Source organism: Corallococcus sp. AS-1-6 (assembly GCF_020037015.1).
Taxonomy (GTDB): Bacteria; Myxococcota; Myxococcia; order Myxococcales; family Myxococcaceae; genus Corallococcus.
On the sequence record NZ_JAIQDE010000013.1, the window covers coordinates 233,289 to 255,010 of the forward strand.

General features: G+C 69.7%; 15 protein-coding genes. 5 read left to right on the forward strand and 10 right to left on the reverse strand.

Annotation, left to right across the window (positions count from 1 at the left end; all coding sequences use genetic code 11):
- Window positions 1–6 precede the first annotated feature (6 nt).
- The 5 genes from K8612_RS20110 to K8612_RS20130 form a co-directional block, all read right to left on the reverse strand.
- The gene (locus K8612_RS20110; protein ID WP_223741692.1) at window positions 7–1,422 is read right to left on the reverse strand and encodes a sigma 54-interacting transcriptional regulator; all 1,416 of its coding nucleotides are present in this window, start codon (window positions 1,420–1,422) and stop codon (window positions 7–9) included.
- Between the two features lie 90 nt (window positions 1,423–1,512).
- Window positions 1,513–2,310, reverse strand: coding sequence for a ZIP family metal transporter (locus K8612_RS20115; RefSeq protein WP_223741693.1), 798 nt, complete (start codon window positions 2,308–2,310; stop codon window positions 1,513–1,515).
- 104 nt (window positions 2,311–2,414) lie between these two features.
- Window positions 2,415–3,395: a HEAT repeat domain-containing protein gene (locus tag K8612_RS20120; RefSeq protein ID WP_223763468.1), complete on the reverse strand. Its 981-nt coding sequence runs from the start codon at window positions 3,393–3,395 to the stop codon at window positions 2,415–2,417.
- Entirely contained in the window at window positions 3,395–4,561 is a 1,167-nt protein-coding gene (locus K8612_RS20125) for a HEAT repeat domain-containing protein (protein ID WP_223763469.1), read from the reverse strand. Before K8612_RS20125 ends, K8612_RS20120 begins: the two co-directional genes overlap by 1 nt.
- A gap of 96 nt (window positions 4,562–4,657) precedes the next feature.
- Window positions 4,658–5,203 (reverse strand): M23 family metallopeptidase, encoded by a 546-nt coding sequence (locus tag K8612_RS20130; RefSeq protein WP_223763470.1) that lies wholly within the window; start codon window positions 5,201–5,203, stop codon window positions 4,658–4,660.
- Between the two features lie 278 nt (window positions 5,204–5,481).
- Here K8612_RS20130 and K8612_RS20135 point away from each other — a divergent pair, with 278 nt between their 5' ends.
- The 4 genes from K8612_RS20135 to K8612_RS20150 all read left to right on the forward strand — a co-directional run bounded on the left by K8612_RS20135 (window position 5,482) and on the right by K8612_RS20150 (window position 9,815).
- Window positions 5,482–6,999, forward strand: a complete 1,518-nt coding sequence (locus K8612_RS20135) for a M91 family zinc metallopeptidase (protein ID WP_223763471.1) — start codon at window positions 5,482–5,484, stop codon at window positions 6,997–6,999.
- A gap of 10 nt (window positions 7,000–7,009) precedes the next feature.
- Window positions 7,010–7,666 carry a hypothetical protein gene (locus K8612_RS20140; RefSeq protein ID WP_223763472.1) on the forward strand — a complete coding sequence of 219 codons (657 nt, stop codon included), beginning with the start codon at window positions 7,010–7,012 and terminating at the stop codon, window positions 7,664–7,666.
- An 18-nt stretch (window positions 7,667–7,684) separates the two neighbouring features.
- A complete protein-coding gene (locus K8612_RS20145; RefSeq protein WP_223763473.1) occupies window positions 7,685–8,506 on the forward strand; it encodes a spermidine synthase in 822 nt (273 codons plus the stop codon).
- A gap of 85 nt (window positions 8,507–8,591) precedes the next feature.
- Window positions 8,592–9,815, forward strand: a complete 1,224-nt coding sequence (locus tag K8612_RS20150; protein ID WP_223763474.1) for a nitronate monooxygenase — start codon at window positions 8,592–8,594, stop codon at window positions 9,813–9,815.
- Between the two features lie 28 nt (window positions 9,816–9,843).
- On the opposite strand, the gene K8612_RS20155 is transcribed toward K8612_RS20150, so the two are convergent.
- The 5 genes from K8612_RS20155 to K8612_RS20175 all read right to left on the reverse strand — a co-directional run bounded on the left by K8612_RS20155 (window position 9,844) and on the right by K8612_RS20175 (window position 19,078).
- Complete coding sequence (locus tag K8612_RS20155; RefSeq protein ID WP_223763475.1) at window positions 9,844–11,391, reverse strand: serine/threonine-protein kinase; 1,548 nt, start codon at window positions 11,389–11,391, stop codon at window positions 9,844–9,846.
- A 210-nt stretch (window positions 11,392–11,601) separates the two neighbouring features.
- Window positions 11,602–13,026 (reverse strand): serine/threonine-protein kinase, encoded by a 1,425-nt coding sequence (locus K8612_RS20160; RefSeq protein WP_223763476.1) that lies wholly within the window; start codon window positions 13,024–13,026, stop codon window positions 11,602–11,604.
- Window positions 13,027–13,211: 185 nt separating this feature from the next.
- Window positions 13,212–15,410: a serine/threonine-protein kinase gene (locus K8612_RS20165; RefSeq protein ID WP_223763477.1), complete on the reverse strand. Its 2,199-nt coding sequence runs from the start codon at window positions 15,408–15,410 to the stop codon at window positions 13,212–13,214.
- 148 nt (window positions 15,411–15,558) lie between these two features.
- Complete coding sequence (locus K8612_RS20170; protein ID WP_223763478.1) at window positions 15,559–17,226, reverse strand: serine/threonine-protein kinase; 1,668 nt, start codon at window positions 17,224–17,226, stop codon at window positions 15,559–15,561.
- 43 nt (window positions 17,227–17,269) lie between these two features.
- Window positions 17,270–19,078 (reverse strand): serine/threonine-protein kinase, encoded by a 1,809-nt coding sequence (locus tag K8612_RS20175; protein WP_223763479.1) that lies wholly within the window; start codon window positions 19,076–19,078, stop codon window positions 17,270–17,272.
- Between the two features lie 270 nt (window positions 19,079–19,348).
- Between K8612_RS20175 and K8612_RS20180 the strand changes: the two genes are divergently transcribed.
- On the forward strand, window positions 19,349–21,709 hold the full coding sequence (locus K8612_RS20180; protein ID WP_223763480.1) for a GMC oxidoreductase: 2,361 nt from the start codon (window positions 19,349–19,351) through the stop codon (window positions 21,707–21,709).
- Window positions 21,710–21,722 lie beyond the last annotated feature (13 nt).

The following is a 21,722-nucleotide window of genomic DNA, read 5'->3' on the forward strand; positions in this document are numbered from 1 at the left end:
AGCCGCCTACGGCTTGATGCCGTGCCTGCGCAACAGCCGGTAGAAGTGCACGCGGTCCATGCCGGCGGTGACGGCGGCCTGGGCCACCTTGCCCTGGTGCTTCTCCAGGAGCGCCCGCAGATATCGCCGCTCGAAGTCGTCCACCACGCGCCGGCGCTGCTCCGCGTATGGCCGCGACAGGTCCAGCTCCAGCGGGCTGCCCTCCGGGCGCGAGTCCTCCTCCGCCAGCGGCAGCGCGTCCTCGAACACCAGGCAGCGCTCCAGGTGGTTGCGCAGCTCGCGCACGTTGCCCGGCCACGCGGCGTGCCTCAGGCGCGACAGGAACTCCGGCGTGCGCAGCGCGCCCGTGCGCTCCGGATCCGCGCCCAGCGACGCCAGGATGCCCGACACCAGCATGGGCAGGTCCTCCGGCCGCTGGCGCAAGGAGGGCATGGCGATCCTCAGCACCGCGAGCCGGAAGAAGAGGTCCGAGCGGAAGCGGCCCGCGTTCACCTCCGCGCGCAGGTCGCGGTGCGTGGCCGCGATGAGCCGCACGTCCACCGGCTGGTAGGTGTTGCTGCCCACCCGGCGGATCTCCCGGTTCTCCAGCACGCGCAGCAGCTTGGGCTGCAGCTCCGGGGGCAGTTCGCCAATCTCGTCCAGGAAGACGGTGCCGCCGTCGGCCTCCTCGAAGACGCCCGCGCGCCGGCTCACCGCGCCGGTGAAGGAGCCCTTCTCATGGCCGAACAGCTCGCTCTCCAGGATGTGCGCGGGGATGGCGCCGCAGTCCACCACCAGGAAGGCCGCGTCCTTGCGCCGGCTGGCCTGGTGGATGGCGAGCGCCGCCTGGCTCTTGCCCGTGCCCGTCTCGCCCTCCAGCAGCACCGTGACGTCGCGTGCGGAGGCCCGCTCCATCATCGCGAAGCAGCCGCGCATGGCCACGGACGTGCCCACCAGCGTGCCGAAGCGCGTCAGCTCCGACAGGGGCAGCCGGTTGCTCTCCGCGCTGAAATCGAACCTCAGCACCACGCGGCCCAGCCGCAGCAGGCTGCCGCTGCGCAGGATGCCCTCCACCACCTGCACGCCGTCCACGATGACGCCGTTGAGGCTGTCCAGGTCCTTCACCTGCGGGCCCTTGGGGCCGATGCGCACCTCGCAGTGGAAGCGCGACACGGTGGAGTCCTCCACCGCGAAGTCGTTGAGCGGATGCGAGCCCACCGAGCATGTGTCCGCCGTGGACTCCCACACCGTGCCCGCGCCCGGGCCCTCCACCACGGACAGGCGGAAGCGGCGCACCGTGGGCAGGTCCCCCGGCCGGCGGGCCTGCTCATACGGCAGCGTCACGTGGAGCGCGGCCTCCTGCGCCTCTTCGTCCGGGCGCGCGCCCTTGTCCTTCGACTCCCCGGGGGCCCCGTCGACGCGGGTTCGATCCGACACAGACATGCGGCTGAAACTACCACGTCCGGGCCACCCGGGGCTGCGGCAGCCGGGTGTCCTCCAGGACACAGACGCGGCTCGCGCGCACGCAAAGCATCAGCTCAGCGTCACGTCCAGGAACATCATCAGCACGAAGCCCACCATCAGCCCTGCGGTGGCCTCCTTCGCGTACTCCTGGCGGTGGCTTTCGGGGATCATCTCGTCGCTGACGACGTACAGCATGGAGCCGCCCGCGAACGCGAGCGCCCACGGCAGCACGCCCGACGCGAACGACGTGGCGAAGAAGCCCACCAGCGCGGCCACGCCCTCCACCAGCCCCGTGTAGAGCGCCACCAGCACCGCCTGCTTGCGGCTGTACGCCACGCCCATCAGCGCCAGCGCGACGACGAAGCCCTCCGGGATGTCCTGCAGCCCGATGCCCACGAGGATGGGCACGGCGATGGTCATGGAGCGGCTGCCCACGCCGGTGCCCACCGCCAGGCCCTCCGGGAAGTTGTGCAGCGCGATGGCCAGCACGAACAGCCAGATGCGCTTCAGGTTCACCGCCTCCGCGTTGCCCTCCTGCCCCTTGATGAAGTGCTCGTGGGGGATGAAGCGGTTGCACAGGTGCAGGAACAGGCCGCCCACCAGCATGCTGCCGCCCACCACCAGCGCGGGCACGAAGCGCGACGTGGAGCGCTCCTCCGCCAGGTGGATGGCGGGGACGACGAGCGAGAAGGCCGTGGCCGCGAGCATCACGCCCGCGCTGAAGCCCATCAGCACGTCCTTGGTGCGCTGGGAGATGCCGCCCATGGCCAGGGCGGGCACGGCGCCCAGGCTGGTGGACAGGACGGTGACGGCGCTGCCAACGAGCGCCAGGGCGAGGGTGGACGAGCCGAAACCGCTGTCGGACATGGCCCCCTCAACCTGTCGCACTCCCCGCCGCCCGGCCACCTTTTCAGCAGGGGCCGGGCACGAGGGATGCCCGCCATGGAACAACCGCGCCGGGAGGGACGCACTCAGGGCGACAGGCGCTGCTTCTCCCGCTGGATGAGGTGCCACTCCTGGAGGTTCTTCTGGAGCGCGGACAGCCACGCGTCGATCTCCGGATCCAGGCGCTTGTCCACGCCGCGCAGGGACTCCAGCAGCGGCCGGGCGCCGGACTGGCCCAGCCGCGCCAGGCCCTCCAGCGCGGACTTGCGCACCGCCAGGTCGCTGTCGCTCCGGTACAGCGACGTGAGCGAGCGGCGCGCGCCCGCGGACTCGGAGCCCGGCACACCGCCCAGCGCCTTCGCCGCCGCCGCGCGCAGGCCCGCGTCCTCCGAACGCAGTTGCTGGGTGAGCTTGCGCACCACCTCCGGGCTCGCGGCCTCCATGGAGACCTCGCCCAGCAGGCGCTTTGCCAGCGCGGGGTCGTCCGTGGCCGTGGCGACCTTCACCGCCGCCTCCGCCAGCTCCGGGTTGTGGCCGAAGTAGATGCCGGCGCTCTCCGTCACCAGGTTCTCCACCACCGCCTGACGCACCTCCGGCGCGCTGTCGCGCACGAGCTGCTCGTAGTTCACCACGTCGCCGTTCTTCGCCATGAACTCCACGGACGGGGAGCCCTGGAGCGCACGCACGGCGGCGGCGCGCAGGCCGGGGTCCGCGTCCTGGCTCGCGCGGGAGAGCAGCGGCTGGAGCAGCTCCGGCTTCTGGGCGTTGCTCGCCTTGGTGGCCAGCGCCGCGCCCACGGCCTCCAGCACGGCGGGGTCGCGCTCCTGGCTCACCACCCGGCCCAGGGCCTCTGGCGGCAGGGCGATGGCGGCCTCCTTCAAGCGCAGCCGCGCGTACTTGCGGTACGCGGGCGAGCCCGTCCGCATGGCCACGCGCACCTCGTCCAGCATGCCCTCCACCGTGCAGGCCGTCCGGGTGGGGACGGCGACGGGCGCGCCCTGCGCCAGGGCCAGGCCGGGCAACAGCGCCAGCCAGAGCACCCCGGCCTTCTTCGTTCGCGAGCCCATCAGTGCGGCGCTCCTTCCTCGACCACGCAGTCGTGGTGCTCCTTCTTGCCCAGCCAGATGCGCGCGAAGTCCGTGGTGCCGCTGGCGTACAGCGCCTTGAAGTCCAGATAGTCCTGCCGCAGGCGCGGGTCCTTGCGCGCGAACTCCTCCACCAGGGGCAGGGCGTCCGCGCCGGCCGCGCGCACCGCGAAGCGCAGGAAGGCCCATCGCACGCACAGGTCCTGCTCACCGTCGAAGGCGGCGCGGTACGCGGCCAGGGCCTTCTGCGGGTCCTCCGTGACGGCGAGCCGGAAGGCGGCCATCTCGCGCACGTCGCGCTCCTTGTCGGTGCGCATCACCTTGGAGAGCGCGTCGATGGAGTCCGGGTCGAGCAGCGGGTCGGAGTACGACGGCATCTCCAGCGCGAGCAGCCGCACCGCCGTGTCCTCCGACGTGGTGCCGATGTCCAGCAGGTCCTTCCAGTACGGCGCATACGTGCCGGTGCGCTCGTAGTCCTCCTTCATCACCCGGCCCAGCGTGCGTGTGGCCACCCACGCGGCCGAGTCCGCGGAGTCATCCAGCGCGATGGCCTTGAGCCGGCCGCGCGTCTCCGGCGTGAAGCGGTGCTGCGTCTCCAGCGCGTCCAGCGCGGAGGCGCGGTCCGTCGTGGCCAGCGACTTGTCCTCGGCCACGGACATCAGCTTCTCCGTGACGCGCGGGTGGCGCACGGCGGGCGCGGCCTTGAGGGCCTCCAGGTAGATGGCCGGCTCCGGCGGCGCGGCGTTCACCGCCCACGCCACCAGTTGCAGCGCGCGATCCGGGTCGTTGCCCACCAGCTCCGTCAGGCGCTCCTGGAGGTAGGCCACCAGCGCGGTGTCGCGCGCCTGGATGGCGGCGGCCACGGCGGCGTGCAGCGACTCCAGCGTCGCGGACCTGTCCAGCGCGGCCAGCCCGTCCCAGCACCCGGGCATGGGGATCTCCTCGCGCGGTCCGGTGCGCGCGGCGGACGGAGTCGTCGCGGTGGCCGCGTTCCCGGCGGCGGCCGTGGGCACGGAAGGCGTCGCCGCGACGGGCAGCGGAGGACCGGCGTCATTGCTCCCGGCCGAGCCCCGCCACCACACGACGCCCAGGGCGACGAGGAGGACGAGGCCGGCGAGCGCGACCTTGAAGAGGGGACGGGAGGTCATGTCGAAGGGGGCTCACACGGTGAGGGAGGGAAGGGCGCACGCGCGCCGGAAACAGCCGGGCGGGGCACACGTGGCCCCCGCCCGGAGCCACACGGGCTACAGCGTGGGGACGCCCAGCCGGTTGTTGCAGTAGGCGTTGGTGCCGCACGTGGTGCCGACGCTGGTGTACCAGGCCGACTTGCGCGTGCCGTACTGCCGGTTGTCCGCGTGAACGTGCGGGCCGGTGGCGTTGCCCGTGCCGCCCACGAGCCCCAGCGCGCAGCGGTCGCACGTCTTCGTGCCGGAGCTGACGTTGGCGTAGAAGTGCAGTTGGCGGAAGTCCCAGCCGCTCGCGCCGGACACCACGTAGTAGTTGCCCGCGCCGCCGTTGCAGGTGGAGCCGTAGCAGGCCCCCGCGCAGCCGCCGTAGTAGTAATAGTAGTAGTTGCCCACCAGCATGCCCCGGTGGTTCCACTCGCCGCAGGTGCCGTTACCGATGTCCAGCGCCGTGTGGCTGCTCCCGGTGCAACTGTAATAGGTGGTCGAGTTCACGTAGGCCGCCGTGTCGCAGATGGGGCCGTTCGCCGTGGCCGCCACTCCCGGTCCGGCCCACGCCGCGGCGGCCAGCGCCACCCCGGCGGACAGCAACGTCTTCAGCTTCATGCGGTGCTCCCTCCCGTCATCCGTCCTCCGTTCCCCGACGAATGGGGTGGAGGCGGTGAAGCTGTAATACATGAAAAGCTGGAAACCATCTCGGGAATTGGGAATTGAGAAACACAACGATTCCAGGGGCTTCCGTGCCGCGCCGTGTCGTTTTCCGGCAGCCGACGCAACTGGCGGCAAACGTTCACGACAATCTGGAATGTCGGCGTTCGGCCGACCCTGGCGACCCGCCGCCGGGACCCTCAGGCCAGGTGTCTCCGTCACCTGGGAGAAGCGACATGACCACGATTGGCAAGCCCGGCTCGCGCACGACGTCCCCTGTCAGCACCCCGCAGCCGAAGACGCTCGCGACGCCCGCGAAGCCCAACGCGGTGAAGGCCGCCGTCACGCAGCGGATGTCGGACGGCTTCGACGCCGGGCCCCGCGCGGGGGCGCGCCCCCCGTTGTCGGAGGTGCGCACCACGGAGACGGCGCTGAAGAAGGACAAGGACGGCGGCGGCTTCCTGGGCGGCATCGCGTCGAGCGTCGGTTCGGCCCTCGACAAGATTGGCAAGGGCGTGGCGAAGGCGCTCGCGCCGCAGGTGAGCACGAACGCGGACGGGCGCACGGTGGTGGACCTGGGCGCGGGCAACAACACCGCGACGGTGTCGCAGAACAAGGACGGCGGGCTGACCATCAAGTCCGGCAGCGACACGGTGACGCTGACGGCGGAGCAGGCCCGGGGCGCCATCATCAACGGCGGCGCGGGCAACGACTCCATCACGGTGGACAAGAGCGTCACGCAGGACATCACCCTGGATGGCGGTGAGGGCGACGACAAGCTCACCGGCGGCGCGGGCAACGACACGCTCATCGGCGGCGCGGGCAACGACACCGTCATCGGCGGTGAGGGCAACGACACGCTGAGGGGCCAGGACGGCGACGACTACCTGGAGGGCGGCGCGGGCGACGACCGCGTCTACGGCGGCGAGGGCCGCGACGTGCTCTACGGCCTGGACGGCAATGACACCCTGTCGGGCGGCAAGGGCCGGGACTACATCGACGCGGGCGCGGGCAACGACCGGGCCTTCGGCGGCGAGGGCGATGACCAGGTCATCGGCGGGCGCGGCGACGACACGCTGTCTGGCGGCGCGGGCAACGACGCGGTGGCGGGCGGCGAGGGCAAGGACACGGTCCGGGGCGGCACGGGCACGGACAAGCTCTACGTGGAGGACAACGAGGCCACCTGCGACGCGGCCGAGGGTGAGCGCGAGATCGTCGACATGACGAACGCGGACCAGCGCGGCTCCTCCGTCTCCGTGACGGGCAGCGCGGAGTTCCAGGCGCGCGTGCAGTCGGACCTGGACGCCATGCGCTCGCTGCCTTCGGGCCAGGAGCTGCTGGGGACGCTGGACGCCAGCGGCAAGAAGACGGTCATCCGCGAGACGTCCAGCGGCAACAGCGCGGGCGGCACGAACTTCAACGACGGCTTCATGAACGCGGACGGCACGCCGGGCAAGGGCACGGACTCGCAGGTGAACTACAACACCACGCGCATCTCGCTGGGCAGCGAGGAGTGGATGAACCGCCCGCCGGTGGTGGGCCTGTTCCACGAGCTGGTGCACGCCTCGGACATGAACAACGGCACGCTGGCGCTGGGCTCCAAGAACGGCACGCGCAACCTGGAGACCTCCGCGGTGGGCCTGCCCATCGACCTGGACCAGGACCCGTCCACGCCGGACGTGGTGCAGGGCGGCCGTCCCGGAGAGAACGTCCTGCGTGACGACCTGAACCTGCCCACCCGCCCGCGCTACTAGGATGCGGGGGATGAGGACGTTCCGCCTCGCTGGTGCCATCATGGCGCTGGCAATCAACGTGGGCTGTGCGCGGGCGCCGGAGCGGCCCGCGCCCCCAGCAGCGGAGCCAGGAGGACAGCGCGTGGCCCAGGCGGACGTGGAGCTGAAGGTGGAGTCGGTGGCGCGCGAGGCGGACACGCTCGCCGTCACCTACGCGGTGCACAACCGGACCCGGAAGGCCGTGCTGCTGCTGGACGGCCTATGGGACGTGGGCTTCAGCGGCCACCTCACGCTGGCGCCCGAGCGGGCCTACGTGGACCTGTCCGGCGGCAAGGTGGTGCTGTCGCGCATGTTGCTGCCGGTGCCGGAGGACCTGGCGGTGGAGGCGCCGGAGGTGCCCGCGGTCACCCGCGTGGAGCCGGGCGCCACGGCGAGCCGCCGCGCGGTGGTGCCGCTGCCCCTGCGCACCGCGCTGCCGTACCCCACGGGCCCGGAGGAGACGCGCGAGCTGTCCACCGTGCGCGAGCTGTCCCTGCGCGTGGGCTACCTGCCGGACGCGGAGGCCATTCCGTTGAGCCAGGGGAAGGACTCGCAGGGCACGCCCATCCAGACGCCGCAGTACGGGCCGGCGGTGACGGCGCAGCGGGTGCTGGACAGCGGGCCCCTGCCGGTGACGGACGCGAAGTAGGGAGCCCGGGCCCTGGCGTTGGAGGACGAACGCGATGACGGCTCCGGGCCCGTCATCGTCACCGAGGACGCGGAAGGGCGCCGCTCGCTTCGCTTCGGCGACGGGGGGGCGCGCCAGAGCGTGGTGTGGCCCGGCGAGCCGCTGCGGCTGGAGCTGCCGTACACCCGCATGGTGATGGTGGCGCTGGCGTTCGTGCCCCAGCCGGAGAACATCCTCGCCATCGGGTTGGGGGGCGGCTCCATCCCCATGTTCCTGCGCGCGGTGCTGCCGGACACGCACATCGACGTGGTGGAGCTGGACGCGGCGGTGGTGGACGCCGCGAAGGAGTACTGCGGCTTCCAGGAGGACGCGCTCCTGCGCGCGCACGTGGCGGACGGGCGGGCCTTCATCGAAGCGGACGGGCCGCCCTATGACATCATCATCCTGGACGCGTACGGGGCGGATCAGATTCCGGGGCACCTGGCCACGCGCGAGTTCCTGGGCGCGGTGCGCGCGCGGCTGACGCGGGGCGGGGTGGTGGTGAGCAACGTCTGGGAGTCCGCGGGGAACCCGCACTACGACGCGATGGTGCGCACCTACCAGGTGAGCTTCCACGGCCTGTCCCTCTTCGAGGTGCCCACCACGACCAACCGCATCCTGGTGGGGTTGGAGGGGCCGCGGCGGCTGACGCGCGAGGCGCTGGTGGAGCAGGCCCGCCGGGTGGAGCGGGAGCGGAAGCTGCCGTTCCGGTTGAGCACGCTGGTGGCGCAGCGCTACCGGCCCCTGACGCGGCGGCTGGGACGGGGGAGGGTGCTGACGGACGCGGGGCTGGGGTCCGACGGCCTCATCCCGGACGAGTGAGGCCGCTCTGCTGGCCAGTGAGCACGGCCCCGCCCGGCCGCGACTGAATCAGCGTGGCGCGCTGCTAATCTTGAAGGCTCGGTACGTGAGCATCCTTTCGGGAGACGCGATGAACGGCGCGAACGACGGACGACCCGGCCAGCCCTCTGCTCCCTCCGAGGACGAGGCGCCGCTGGAGGCCGGCGAGTCCGATGGCGCGGGCCTGGAGGCCCCTCCGAGGTCGAAGCCCATCTACGTGTTGGAGGGCAACACGCTGAGGACGCGGCTGACGCGCGAGCTGGGCATCCACTATCCCTTCGTCGGAGCGGGCATGGCGTTCGTGTCCCTGCCGCCGCTGGTGGTGGCGGTGTCGGAGGCGGGCGGCCTGGGGGTGTTGGGCGCGGCGCCGGAGCCGCCGGGCGTGCTGGAGGCGCGGCTGAAGGCCATCCAGGCGGGCACGCGGAGGCCCTACGGCGTGGACTTCATCGTGGACCGGCTGGAGCCGCACGGCTTCACGACGCGGGACCACGTGGACACGTGCATCGCGGCGAAGGTGCCGGTGGTGGTGTTCCACTGGACGCTGCCGCCGCGCGAGTGGATTCAAGCGCTGCAGGCCGCGGGGACGCGGGTCTGGGTGCAGTCAGGCACGGTGGAGCTGGCGAGGCAGGCGCTGGACGCCGGGGTGGAGGGGCTCGTCGCCCAGGGGCGGCAGGCGGGCGGCCGCAACCTGGGGAGCACGCCGACGTTGGCGTTGCTGAAGGAGCTCCGGAAGCTGACGGACACGGTGCCGGTGCTGGCGGCGGGAGGCATCGCGGACGGGTTCAGCGCGGCGCGAGCGCTGCATCACGGGGCGGACGGAGTCTGGGTGGGCACGCGGCTGGTGGCGTCCGTGGAGGCGCACGCGCACCCGCTCTACAAGCAGCGGCTGGTGGACGGGGACGCGGGCGACACGGCGATGACGACGCTGTTCGGGCCGGAGTGGCCGGGCAAGCGCATGCGGGTGATCCGCAACCGCGTGGTGCGCGAGTGGGCGGGGCGCGAGTCGAGCGTGCCGCCCACGGCGGAGTCGGAGGCCATCGGGACGACGCGGCTGTTCCCGGGCGTCCTGGACGTGCAGTACGTGATGCCGAAGTTCAGCTCGTTCCTGCCCACGCCGGACACGCAGGGAGACCTGGAGGAGATGAGTCTTCCCGCGGGAGGCGCGAGCATGGCGCGCATCGACACCGTGCAGCCCGCCGGGCAGATCGTGGTGGAGATGATGGAGCGCGCCCGGCGGTTGTTGGAGTCGCCGGAGGGGCTGGATGAGGCGGACGAGGAGGACCGGGGTTAGGGGTGTCGGTTCTATTTGGTCCAAGAACTCACTGCGTCGAAGGCTGGGACGCCAGGTGTTGGGCAAGTCGCCGCTCCCAGATGTCCAATGTTTCGCCGAGGAGCTTCCGCTCTCCCTCGGTCATGTTTGGACTGACGGAGTGCTGAATCTGGCTCAATTCCTCGCGAAGGTTCCTGGGCAACCCGATATCTCCGTTTGGATTCTGGACCCGGGCCGCGATTGCTTCCAACCGCTGCTCCAATGACTTCTTCACGGGTGCGGGTGCGGGTGCGGGTGCGGGTGCGGGTGCGGGTTGTGGCGTCACCGTCTTCGGGACTTCCGGTGCAGACTCGACGGTCTTCAAGATGGGCCGACGGGACACTGGCTTGTGACTTCGTTCCACCTGAGGAGGGTTTTTCGAAGGGGACGGGGGCGTGATGGGGGGCGGGGCCGCGGTGCCCTCCGGCGAAGTGGTGGTGGCAACGGTGGTAATGGGCGTAACCGGGTCCGCGTCTCGCGTCACAGAGGGGATGGGGACCGCCCTGGTAAGTGGCACAGGTGGTAGGACGACGTCGTGTCGCCGGGTCATCCACCAGGCCATCCCGCTGACTGCCGTCACGACCAGCACCGCACCAACGGTGGCCGCGCGGCGACGGGGCGTGGGCAATGCCTGGGTCGAGGCAGTGGGGAGGGATTCTGGCCCGACGGATGTGACCGCTTCTTCCCGCTGGGGCAGCACTCGGGGCTTTCGCTGTTCAAGCGTCGGCCCGGGCTGGGGCGTCTGGGGAATGCGGCGCAGTTGCTGACGCACGGCTTCCGCGGAGGAGGGCCTCAGCGCGGGCTCCTTCGCCAGGAGTTGGAGCACGAGCGTGTCGAACTCTGGCGGGATGCCCGCAGCCCTGGATGACGGAAGTGGAGGCTGTTGTTCGACGTGCGCGAACATCACCTGGAAGTGCTCGCCTTGGAACACGCGTGTCCCGGTGAGCATCTGGAACGCCATGAGGCCGACGGCGTAGAGGTCCGTCGCGGGCCCCACGGTTTGCCCTCGGACCTGCTCGGGCGCCATGTACTCCGGCGTTCCCAGGATGGAGCCGTCCACCGTGGTAGGGCCGTCATGGGACTCCAGCAACTTGGCGATCCCGAAATCGACCAGCTTGAGTGAGGGCGCCGAGTCTGGCGTCTCTACCAGGAACACATTGGCGGGTTTCAGGTCCCTGTGGACGACGCCCGCCTTGTGCGCCGCGCCCAGGGCCGCGAGCATTTGATCCAAGAGCCAAATCACGCGCTCGACATCAAGCCGGCCTTGCTGCCGCAGGACGGTCGAGAGGGGCTGGCCCTTCAGCAACTCCATGATGACGTAGGGGCGTCCGTCGGGCAGGCTGCCAAAGCCAAAGATGTCGATGATGCCCGAGTGCTGGATGGCGTTGACGGAGCGGGCCTCTACAAGCAGTCGTTGCTCCTGTTCGGGAGAGACGAGCTCTGCCCGCAGGATCTTGATGGCGACCTGTTTGCCGATGAGGGGATGTGCCGCCCGGTAGACGACCCCCATGCCTCCGGCTCCGATGCGTTCCTGGAGGATGTACTCCCCGAGTTGCATGCCCAGAAGTGTATCCTTCGCGTCGGCGGAGCTGGGTGGGGCAGCCGCCCTGGCTGCTTTGGGTTTCGGCTGAGGTTGGGATTTCATCAAGGTATCGGCCTGGGCTGGTAGGGGCACGGACTCTGAGCAGCGTGACGAACCGGGCGGGGGAGTCTTTCTTGGCTCACTTCATGGATCGTGCTCTGCGTTGCTCCTGTCGTGCGATAGGCGTCAGCGCGCCGGGAAGCGCTGTTCGAGGCGGTCTTCCCAGTCGTCCAGTGCGGAATTGGCCCCCTCGTAGTCCTTCACGGAGCGTGCGTAGTTCGCGGACTGTTCGATCGTATGCAGTGAGTTTTTCATCGCCGTGGACTCTGGACTGCCCGCGCTCCTGCGGTGCAACTCTGTGCGAAGCCTCTGGATGCGCTGACGAAGTTCCCTCTTCTCCTGGGAGAGCTTGGGCTTGGGCGGTGTGGGCTTGGGAGGTGTGGGCTCAGTGGGCGTGGGCTCAGGAGGTGTGGGCTCGGGAGTCGTGGGCTCAGTGGGCGTGGGCTCTACTGGACCCGCGTCGAGCACGGTTTCAGGACGAGGAGGCTCGGGAGGAGGCACGGCGCGGAGCCGGAAGACGCCGGCCCCCACGCTCATCAACACCATCGCTCCGAGCAACGCCCATCCAATGCCTGGCGGTTGGCGGATGGCCTTGAGGGCCTCTTGCGTGCTGGGCGTATGGCTGTTGTCAGCCGCTGGGAGGGGGACCTCGGTCTTCGTGAGAGACGGCGCGCGAGGCGGCGCGCGCAGCGGAATGCGCTTCAATTGCTCACGCACCGCTTCTGCGGAAGCCGGCCGTGACGCGGGACTCTTCGCGAGGAGCTGAAGCACCAGCGTGTCCACGTCATGTGGCAGTCCCGGAAGGCGTGACGATGGCAGCGGCGGCGACTGCTCCAGGTGCGCGAACATCACCTGGACGGACTCGCCCTGGAAGGGGCGCACGCCGGTGAGCAACTGGAACATCAGCACGCCCGCCGCGTAGAGGTCGGTCGCCGGCCCCACGGTGTCGCCGCGGATCTGCTCGGGCGCCATGAACTCCGGCGTGCCGATGACCATGTCATCCGCGGTCAGTGGCTTGTCGCGCGACTCCATCAACTTCGCGATGCCGAAGTCGACCAGCTTCACCGCGGCTGGAGTCGATGGCGTTTCGACGATGAAGACGTTGGGAGGCTTCAGGTCGCGGTGCACCACGCCCGCACGGTGCGCGGCGCCGAGCGCGGAGAGCATCTGGTCCATGACCCAGACGACGGACTCCAGGTCCATGGGGCGCTTCGAGCGGACGAAGTCGGAGAGCGACCGTCCCTGGAGCAGCTCCATGATGACGTAGGGACGCTCATCGGGGAGCGTCCCAAAGCCGAAGATGTCGATGATGCCCGGATGCCGGACGGCGTTGACCGCGCGAGCCTCCACCAGCAGGCGCTGCACCTGCTGCTGCGACACCATCTCGATGCGCATGACCTTGATGGCGACCTGCTTGCCAATCAGCGGATGCACGGCGCGGTACACCACGCCCATGCCGCCCGCGCCGATGCGCTCCTGGATGACGAACTCCCCCAACTGCGTCCCCAACAGAGGATCCGGAGGCGTGCTGACCCGCGATGGGGGGCGCATGACCTGCGTGACATCGCTTGGGGAGGAGCGAGAGCTTTTCATGGGGGGCGCTGGCGCGCGAACCATAGTCATGCGCTCCCAACGCATTCAAACATCCGCTGGCCAGCGGATCACGATGCGGAGGGGCCCCTGCGATAGGGAGAACCCCAGGGTCGTGTCTGACATCGCTTTGGGGGAACCAATGATCAGAGGGGGTATCGCACCTTCAGTTGCTCGACCCACTTGTCCATTTCTCGTTGGAGATCCATGCGCTCAGTAGCGGTCAGCTCCTGGGAGGCACGCTCATAGAAGTGCCGGAGGTCCCATTCCAGATCCAAAGAGCTACGATCGCCCGACGTCCGGCGTAGGAACTCACGGGTGAACAGCTCCACCCGGCTCGCAAGCTTCTCCTCATTGGGTGTCGTTCTTCGCAGTTCCGGCAGGGGGCCGAGGGGATGCGGTCGTGACTGCGGTTCCGAAGGAGGGACAGGCTGTGGCTTTGGTGGCCCGACCAGGGCTGGTGCGACGGCGCCCGGCGCTTCGGCGGGCAATCCCCGCCACTGATTGAAGCGCTTTTCCCATTCGTCGACACCCCCGGAGACGTCGGTCCTTTCTGTGCCGGTGCTGGCCTTGGCGGCCTGGCGCATGATCCACATCAGGTCGTTTAGAAGCTCCTTGGGGGGATTTCCTTTCGGACTCGGGGCATGGAGCTTGTTGAACAGGTTGGTCAGCCGGTCCGCCAGGCGCTTCTGGGGCTCGTTGTCCCTGGGCAGCTCGGGCATCGCGGTACGGGGCTCGGCGCTCGCTGATGCGACGGAGGGTGTCGTCGGTGGCGCCGTCTGGGGTGAAGCGGTCGTTGCCACGATGGGCGCAACTTCCGCCTCCGTGACATCCGTTATCGTGGACTTGGCTTGGCGCTCGGGAGGCGGCGCTGGAGCTTCATCGGGTGGGGCTTCTGGACTCCGCCGCGAGGGCTCCTCACGCCTGCTGCTTCCCCCCTTACTAGAGGTGCGCGACCGCGATGTTACGCCTTCAGGTTCGGGCGAAACCTCTTCGGTTCTCTCCTCAGGTGTCTCCTGTGTGGAGGGGGCGCTGCTGCCAGCGTGTTGGGGCGTTTGGGGGTGGGGAGGCTGTTCGGTAGGAACGCCCGCGTCGGGATTGGGCTCGGACGTGACCTGCACGGGAGCCTTTTCGACGGACGCGACCGGACGGCTCAGCCACCACGCCCCAGTCCCCAGTCCCACGAGCAACGCCGCGCCTCCCAGCATCCAGCCCCGGCGCGCTGGACGGAGGGCCTGGAGCGTCTCCGTCCCCAAGTCTTCAGCATCCGCGACCGCGACAGGCGTACGGGTGGCGACACTGTCCACGGCGGGCTTGGGCACAGGGACCGGGCGCTGCGTGGAAGCCTTGGGCTTCAGGCCCGGGGGCCTCGCGAAGGCCTGGGGACGCGACTCCGCGGGCACGCGCAGGAGTTGCTGCTGCACGGCCTCGGCGGAGGGGGGACGCAGGGCCGGGTCCTTCGCGAGCAACTGGAGCACCAGTGTGTCGAGTTCCGGGGGAATCCCCTCCGCGCGCGAGGAGGGCAGGGGTGGGGCCTTATCGACATGGGCGAACAGCACCTGGACCGGATCGCCCTGGAAGGGCCGCACGCCCGTGAGCATCTGGAACGCCATCACCCCCAGCGCGTAGAGGTCCGTCGCCGGGCCCACCGTGCCGCCGCGGATCTGCTCGGGGGCCATGAACTCGGGCGTGCCCAGCACGGAGCCATCGAGGGTCGTCGGGCTCTCCCTGTTCTCCAGCAGCTTGGCGATGCCAAAGTCGACCAGCTTGAGCGTGGGGGCGGCGTTCGGCGACTCCACGATGAACACGTTCGCCGGCTTCAGGTCCCGGTGCACCACTCCCGCCCGGTGCGCCGCCCCCAGCGCGGAGAGGATCTGATCCAACATCCAGAGGACGGTGGGCACATCCAGCCGACGCTGGTCCGACAGCAGCTCGGAGAGCGGCCGACCCTCCAACAGCTCCATCACGACGTAGGGGCGCTCATCCGGAAGCTTGCCGAAGCCGAAGATGTCGATGATGCCCGGGTGCCGGATGGCATTGACCGCGCGGGCCTCCACGAGCAGCCGTTCATGCAGCCGAGGTGAGACGAGCTCCGCGCGCAACACCTTGATGGCGGCTTGTTTCCCAATGAGGGAATGGGTGGCCCGGTAGACGACTCCCATCCCCCCTGCGCCAATCCGCTCGTCGACCGTGAAGTCACCAATCTGCGAAGAGAGCAGCGGATCCGAGAGGGGCGTCGTCTCCGCCGATGCGGTCTTCCGCAGGGTGAGCGTCGTCCCGTCGGGATTGGAAGGACGGTGGGTTTTCATGAGGGGATTGCGAGTGGGCGGACCATAGCCGCGCATTTCCCCTGATTCCAAACAACCCACCGGCAAGAGATGGCGCAATGGCGGGTCGTGAATGACTGGGGGGATGTTAATCCATACCCGCCAGGGCTTGTCTCCCGTTCGCTTCGGATTTCAAGTCCCGGGCTGCTCCCGCCACATGAGCGGGTCAGCGCGCAGGGAAACGCTGCTCCAGGCGGTGCTCCCAGTCGTTCAGCGCCTCCTTGATCTTGGCCAGGTCCTTGCGGGCCTTCGCCGTGGCAATGCTGTTCAGGAGCATCACCTGCTCTTCAACGATGTCCTCCGGAAGGTCATTGCCGCCGTTCCGGATCCGCATCTTCGCCACGAGGGTCTTGATTCGCCCGAGCAACTCATCCTTCTTGTCCTGGATGCTCATGGAAGGAGGGGGGAGCATCTGGGCTTGCACGGGCGGCGGGCTGGACTCTGGCAGCGTGGCGAGCGTCGTCGGCTCCTCTGGGGGCTCCGGCTTGAGCTCCGGGGCGGGCGCCAACGCTGGTGGCGGTGTCTGTGCTTCCGAGCGGGAGTCCTGCTGAAGCTGGGGCTGCGCGGGCTCCGTCCGTGCGGGTGCCGTGGCGACGTGGGCGGAAGGGGGCTCGGACGTGACCGCTGGCACGGGAGCGGGCGTTCGGTACTGGATGACTGCGGCCCCGGCCCCCAGGAGCAGCACTGCTCCCGCCAACACCCAGCGCAGGCCAGGTGATAGGCGGATGGAATTGAGCCCATCCTGCGTCGTGGTGTGCGTCACGGTGTCTCCCGCGGAAGGTGTTGTCATGGGCGTGGCATCAGGCCTCGGAAGCGACGGGGCCTGAGGCGCGGAGCGCAGAGGGATGCGCTTCAATCGCTCGCGCACGGCTTCGGCGGAGGAAGGCCGCCGCGTTGGATCCTTCTGCAGCAACTGCAGGACCAGCGAATCCAGTTCCAGAGGGAGCCCGGGCACGCGCGAAGAGGGCGCGGGAGAGCGCTCCTCTACGTGCGCGAACATCACCTGAACCGAGTCCCCCAGGAATGGACGTACGCCGGTGAGCATCTGGAACATCATCACGCCTACTGCATAGAGGTCCGTCGCGGGGCTGACGTCGCCGCCACTTCGGATCTGCTCCGGTGCCATGTACTCCGGTGTTCCGATGACGGAACCGTCGGCCGTGAGCGGGGTGTCGTGCGACTCCAGGAGCTTCGCGATGCCGAAATCGACCAGCTTCACGGAGGCCGGTGTCTGCGGTGTCTCCGCGATGAAGACATTCGCGGGCTTCAGGTCCCGGTGCACGACGCCTGCCCGGTGTGCCGCCCCCAGCGCGGCCAGCATCTGGTCCATGACCCAGACGACGCTTTCGAGCTCCATGGGCTGCTTCGCACGGACGAAGTCCGACAGCGGCCTTCCCTGGAGCAGCTCCATGATGACGTAGGGCCGTTCATCCGGAAGGCTGCCGAACCCGAAGATGTCGATGATGCCCGGATGCCGGACGGCATTGACCGCGCGGGCCTCCACGAGCAGGCGCTGCACCAGTTGCTCGGAGACCAACTCCAGCCGCAGGACCTTGATGGCGGCCTGTTTGCCAATCAGTGGGTGCACCGCGCGGTACACGACGCCCATGCCGCCCGAGCCAATACGCTGCTGAATGACGAAATCGCCCACCTGCGTGCCCAGCAGGGGATCCGGGGTTGTGCTGGGCCGGGACTGCGGCCGGACGGTTTGCCCGGCGTCGCTTCGAGAAGAGGGGTTTTTCATGGGGGCGCTGGCGCGCGAACCATAGCCATGCGCTCCCAAGGCTTTCAAACATCCCCGCCGAGGCGGTCCACGGATCCGCTGATCAGACAAGATGACCCACTCGGGTCGAGTCTGACTTCGGGAGTTTCCGATGTCAGCGCGGAAAGCGCGCCGTCAGCCGCTCCTGCCACGCATCCAGGGCCTGATGCACGGTCATGCGCTCGGTGGCGGTCTGGGCCTTCGCGGCCTCGGTGAAGATTTCCACCAATTGCTTTGTGAGCTCCGGTGCGACGTCCTGGTTCTGCGTGCGCGTGCGCAGCTCCACCACCAGCTTGTCCATGCGCTGGGCCAGCTTCTGCTCGGAGGCATTGCTCTGGGGCAGGGTGGGGAGCTTGGGAATCACGAGCGCCGGGACCCGGGGCGCCACGGGTGGCGCGACGACGGCGACGACGGGCGCAGGGGGCGCGTCGTGTAGCGCGATGCGCTGGGTCAGCTCCTTCTCGATGTCATCCAGCGCGACATGGATGCGCGTCCGCTCGGCGTCCGTCTTCGCATCCGCGGCAGCCCGGTACTGCTGGAGCAGCCTGCCGCGCAGCGCTCCCTCCGCATCCACATCCTTCGCCCGCGCCAGCAGCAGCTTGAACAGACCTGCCTGCCGCTGCTCCATCTTCTTCTCGGAGGGAGTCTCCGCAGGCAGCGGTGGCAGCTTCGTCGACTTCGCCAGGGTCGCTGTCGCGGTCTCCGCCTGCGCTTCTTCCTCAACGACCTCCGGCGGCGCCTCGGCGGGCTCCTGCGGCACCATGACTGGCGGCAGCTCCACCGGAGGTGTGGGCCTCGCGTCCACCATCACCTGTTCAGAAGGTCGCGACGGCGCAATCACTTGCACCGGCTCCGCCTCCCGCGCCTGCGCGCCCCACCAATACCCCACCCCCATTAGCGCCACCCCAGCGACCGCCGTCACCGCGAGGGACACGCCATTCCGGCGCCCCGCCGGCACAGTGGCCGCAGGCACAGCCCGCGACTCCACGCTCGACGGCGGTGGCGCATCCGGCTCCGCGCTCACGGGCGGTCGCGCCAGTGCCCGGAGCTTCATCCTCACGTCCGTCGCGGTCGCGGGCCGCTTCGCTGGTTCCTTCTCCATCAGCCGCGCCACCAGCTCATCGAGCTCCGGCGGGATCCCCTCCACCCGCGTCGACACCCGGGGAGGAATCTGCTCCACGTGCGCGAACATCACCTGCACGTTGTCACCCTGGAACGGCCGGGTGCCCGTGAGCATGTGGAACGCCATCACCCCCAGCGCGTACAGGTCCGCGGCCGGGCCCACCTCGCCTCCGCGTACCTGCTCCGGGGCCATGAAGTCCGGCGTCCCCACCGTGGAGCCGTCCGCCCGCGCCAGCGCGTCGTGCTCCTGCATCACCTTGGCGATGCCGAAGTCCACCAGCTTGATCAGCGGCGCCCCGTCCGGCTGCTCCATCAGGAACACGTTCGCGGGCTTCAGGTCCCGGTGCACCACCCCCGCCCGGTGCGCGGCCGCCAGCGCGGCCAGGACCTGCTCCAACACCCACGCCGTGGTCCCCACGTCCATCCGGCCCTGCTCGCGCATCCGGTCCGCGAGCGACTGGCCCTGGAGCAGCTCCATCACCACGTACGGCCGGCAGTCCGGCAGCGTCCCGAAGTTGAAGATGTCCAGCACGCCCGGATGCCGGATGGCGTTCACCGCCCGCGCCTCCACCAGCAGCCGCTGCTCCTGCTCCGGCGACACCAGCTCCGCGCGCATCACCTTGATGGCCGCGTGCTTGCCAATCAGCGGGTGCTCCGCCCGGTAGACGACCCCCATCCCGCCCGCGCCCACGCGCTCCCGGATGACGAACTCGCCAATCTTCGATCCCACCAGCGGATCCACCGATGGCGTCGCTGGGACCTCTTCGTCCGTCACCACCTCCGGTGACCCCGCTTCTGGCAATCGTTGGCGTTCATGGGGGCCCTCAATGGTACCGGTCCAGGGCCATGACGTCGCGCGTCCAGGCGAGCCGTCAGGCCGCTCGGCCGCCACCCTATCCTTGCTGATCAGGGAATCCTGTTCTCTAGAGCGAAAAATGCTGATCCGTGGAGGGGGGCCGGCCTCAAGGAAACGGGGGGGACCCGTTGTAGAATCAGGTCCGTCCTTTCCTGGACGTTCCCGGGTCGCGCCTTCCGGATCCCTGCTCCCCAGGGACCGCACCCGAGGGGGAACATGGCACCGGCATACGACGCCCTGGTCATCGGCACGGGGTTTGGCGGCGCGGTGGCGGCCTGTCGGCTCGCGCAGGCGGGTTTGTCCGTGCGCGTGCTCGAACGCGGCCTGCGCTACCCGAAGGGCAGCTTCCCTCGCGACTTTGAGGACCCTCGCAACGGCTGGCTGTGGCAGCACCGCCAGGGGCTCTTCGACATCAAGCTCCTCAAGGGGATGAGCGTCGTGCAGGCCGCGGGGTACGGCGGCGGCTCGCTCATCTACGCCAACGTGCACCTGCGCCCGCCTCCGGACGTGTTCGCGTCCGGGTGGCCGGAGGGCTACAGCCGGGAGTCGTTGGATCCGTACTACGACCTGGTCGCGCACATGCTGGACGTGCAGCCCATCACCGCCGCCGCGCGCGGGCTGCCGCCCAAGACGAAGCGGATGCAGGAGGTGGCGAAGAAGCTGGGCCGCGAGGCGCAGTTCTTCTACCCGAACCTCGCCGTGCGCTTCGCCCCCGCGGGCGAGCCCCTGCCCAACAAGTTCGGCGTGCTCCAGGAGGGCTGCAACTACTGCGGCGAGTGCGACATCGGTTGCAACCGCCGCGCGAAGAACACCCTGGACCTCAACTACCTGGCCGTCGCCGAGCAGCGGGGCGCGGAGGTCACCACCCAGGCGGAGGTCACTCGCATCGAGCCCCTGTCGCCGGGCTACCGCGTCACCTTCACCGACCACGCCAGCGCCGGCATGCAGCGCACCGTGGACGCCCGCCGCGTCTTCCTGTGCGCGGGCGCGGTGAACACCACGGAGCTGCTGCTGCGCAACCGCGACGTGCACGGCACGCTGCCGGACCTGAGCGCGCGGCTGGGGTCTCGCTACTCGGCCAACGGGGACTTCCTCGCCTTCGCCTTCGACACGAAGGAGCCGTGGGACCCGGCGGTGGGCCCCACCATCACCACCGGCATGGTGGTGGATGAAGGCCAGGGCAAGGACAAGACCTGGTTCCTCTTCCAGGAGGGCGGGCACCCGGTGCAGGCCGCGGGGCTGATGGTGGCCATGGACCCCGACCGCGCCATGACGCTCCCGGCGGACCTGCTCCAGCGCGAGCTGGTGAAGGTGCTGCGCACGCGCTCGAAGGAGCTGGCCGCCATCGAGAACGAGCGCGGCCGCTTCCAGGCCGTGTTCCTGGCCATGGGCCGGGACAAGTCCAACGGCCGGCTGACGCTGTCGCCCCTCACCCGCGAGCTCCAGGTGCAGTGGGACGTGCCCGCGAACCTGCCGCTGTACCGCACGCAGGAGCAGCTCTGCGAGGACGTGGCCCGCGCGCTGGGCACGCGCGCCGCCTACAACCCGCTGTGGGAGCGGCTGCACCTGCCGGTGTCCGTGCACAACCTGGGCGGCTGCGCGATGGCGGAGGAGCCCGCGTACGGCGTCCTCACCCCCGACGGCGAGGTGCACGGCCATCCCGGCCTGTACGTCATGGACGGCGCGGCGCTGCCGGTGGGCGTCGGCGTCAACCCGTCCTCCAGCATCGCCGCGGTGGCCGAGCGCAACGTGGAGCGGGTCATCCGCCAGGTGAAGGACGCGCCGAACTGGGTGGCGCCGGAGCGCGTGCCCGTGAAGGCCGCGCCCGCGTATCCGCCCCGCGTCAGCCTGCGGATGATGCCGGAGGTGGAGACGGTGGCCTCGCCGGTGGTGCCGGGGACGGATCCGCTGGGCGACGTGGTGATTCCACCCGGCGGCACGGTGGCGTCCCCCACGCCGGTGGTGGGCCTGCGCTTCACGGAGCGGATGAAGGGCTTCCTCCAGCCGAACCACCCGTCGCCGGAGGACTTCGCCGGCGCGGCGCGAGCGGGCCAGCGCGCGGGACAGACGGCGGAGTTCGTCGTCACCATCACGCTGCCCAACCTGGACCGCTTCCTCGCGCAGGAGTCCCACGGCGGCATCGTCCAGGGCACGCTGCACGTGCGCGGCTTCACGCCGCCCGGGGGCGCGCCGGTGGAGAACGGCGTCTTCAACCTCTTCGTGGGCACGGAGCGCTTCTACGAGCGGCGCATGCTGTACCTCATGCCCTTCACCGGCGTGGACGGCCAGCCGTACCTCCTGGATGGCTACAAGGAGGTCAACGACGACGCGGGCTTCGACGTGTGGAGCGACACGTCCACGCTCTACACGGTGCTGCGCAAGGGGCACGAGCGCACCGGCCCCATCGTCGCCACCGGAATCATCCGCCTGCACCTGCCGGACTTCCTCCAGCAGCTCACCACGTTCTCCGTGCTGGGCACGTCCTCGCCGCTGAAGCAGGCGGACGCGCTGAGGCGCTTCGGCGGCATGTTCATGGGCACGCTCTGGGACGTCTTCGCCCGCGCGAAGTTCGACTGAGGGGGGACACAGC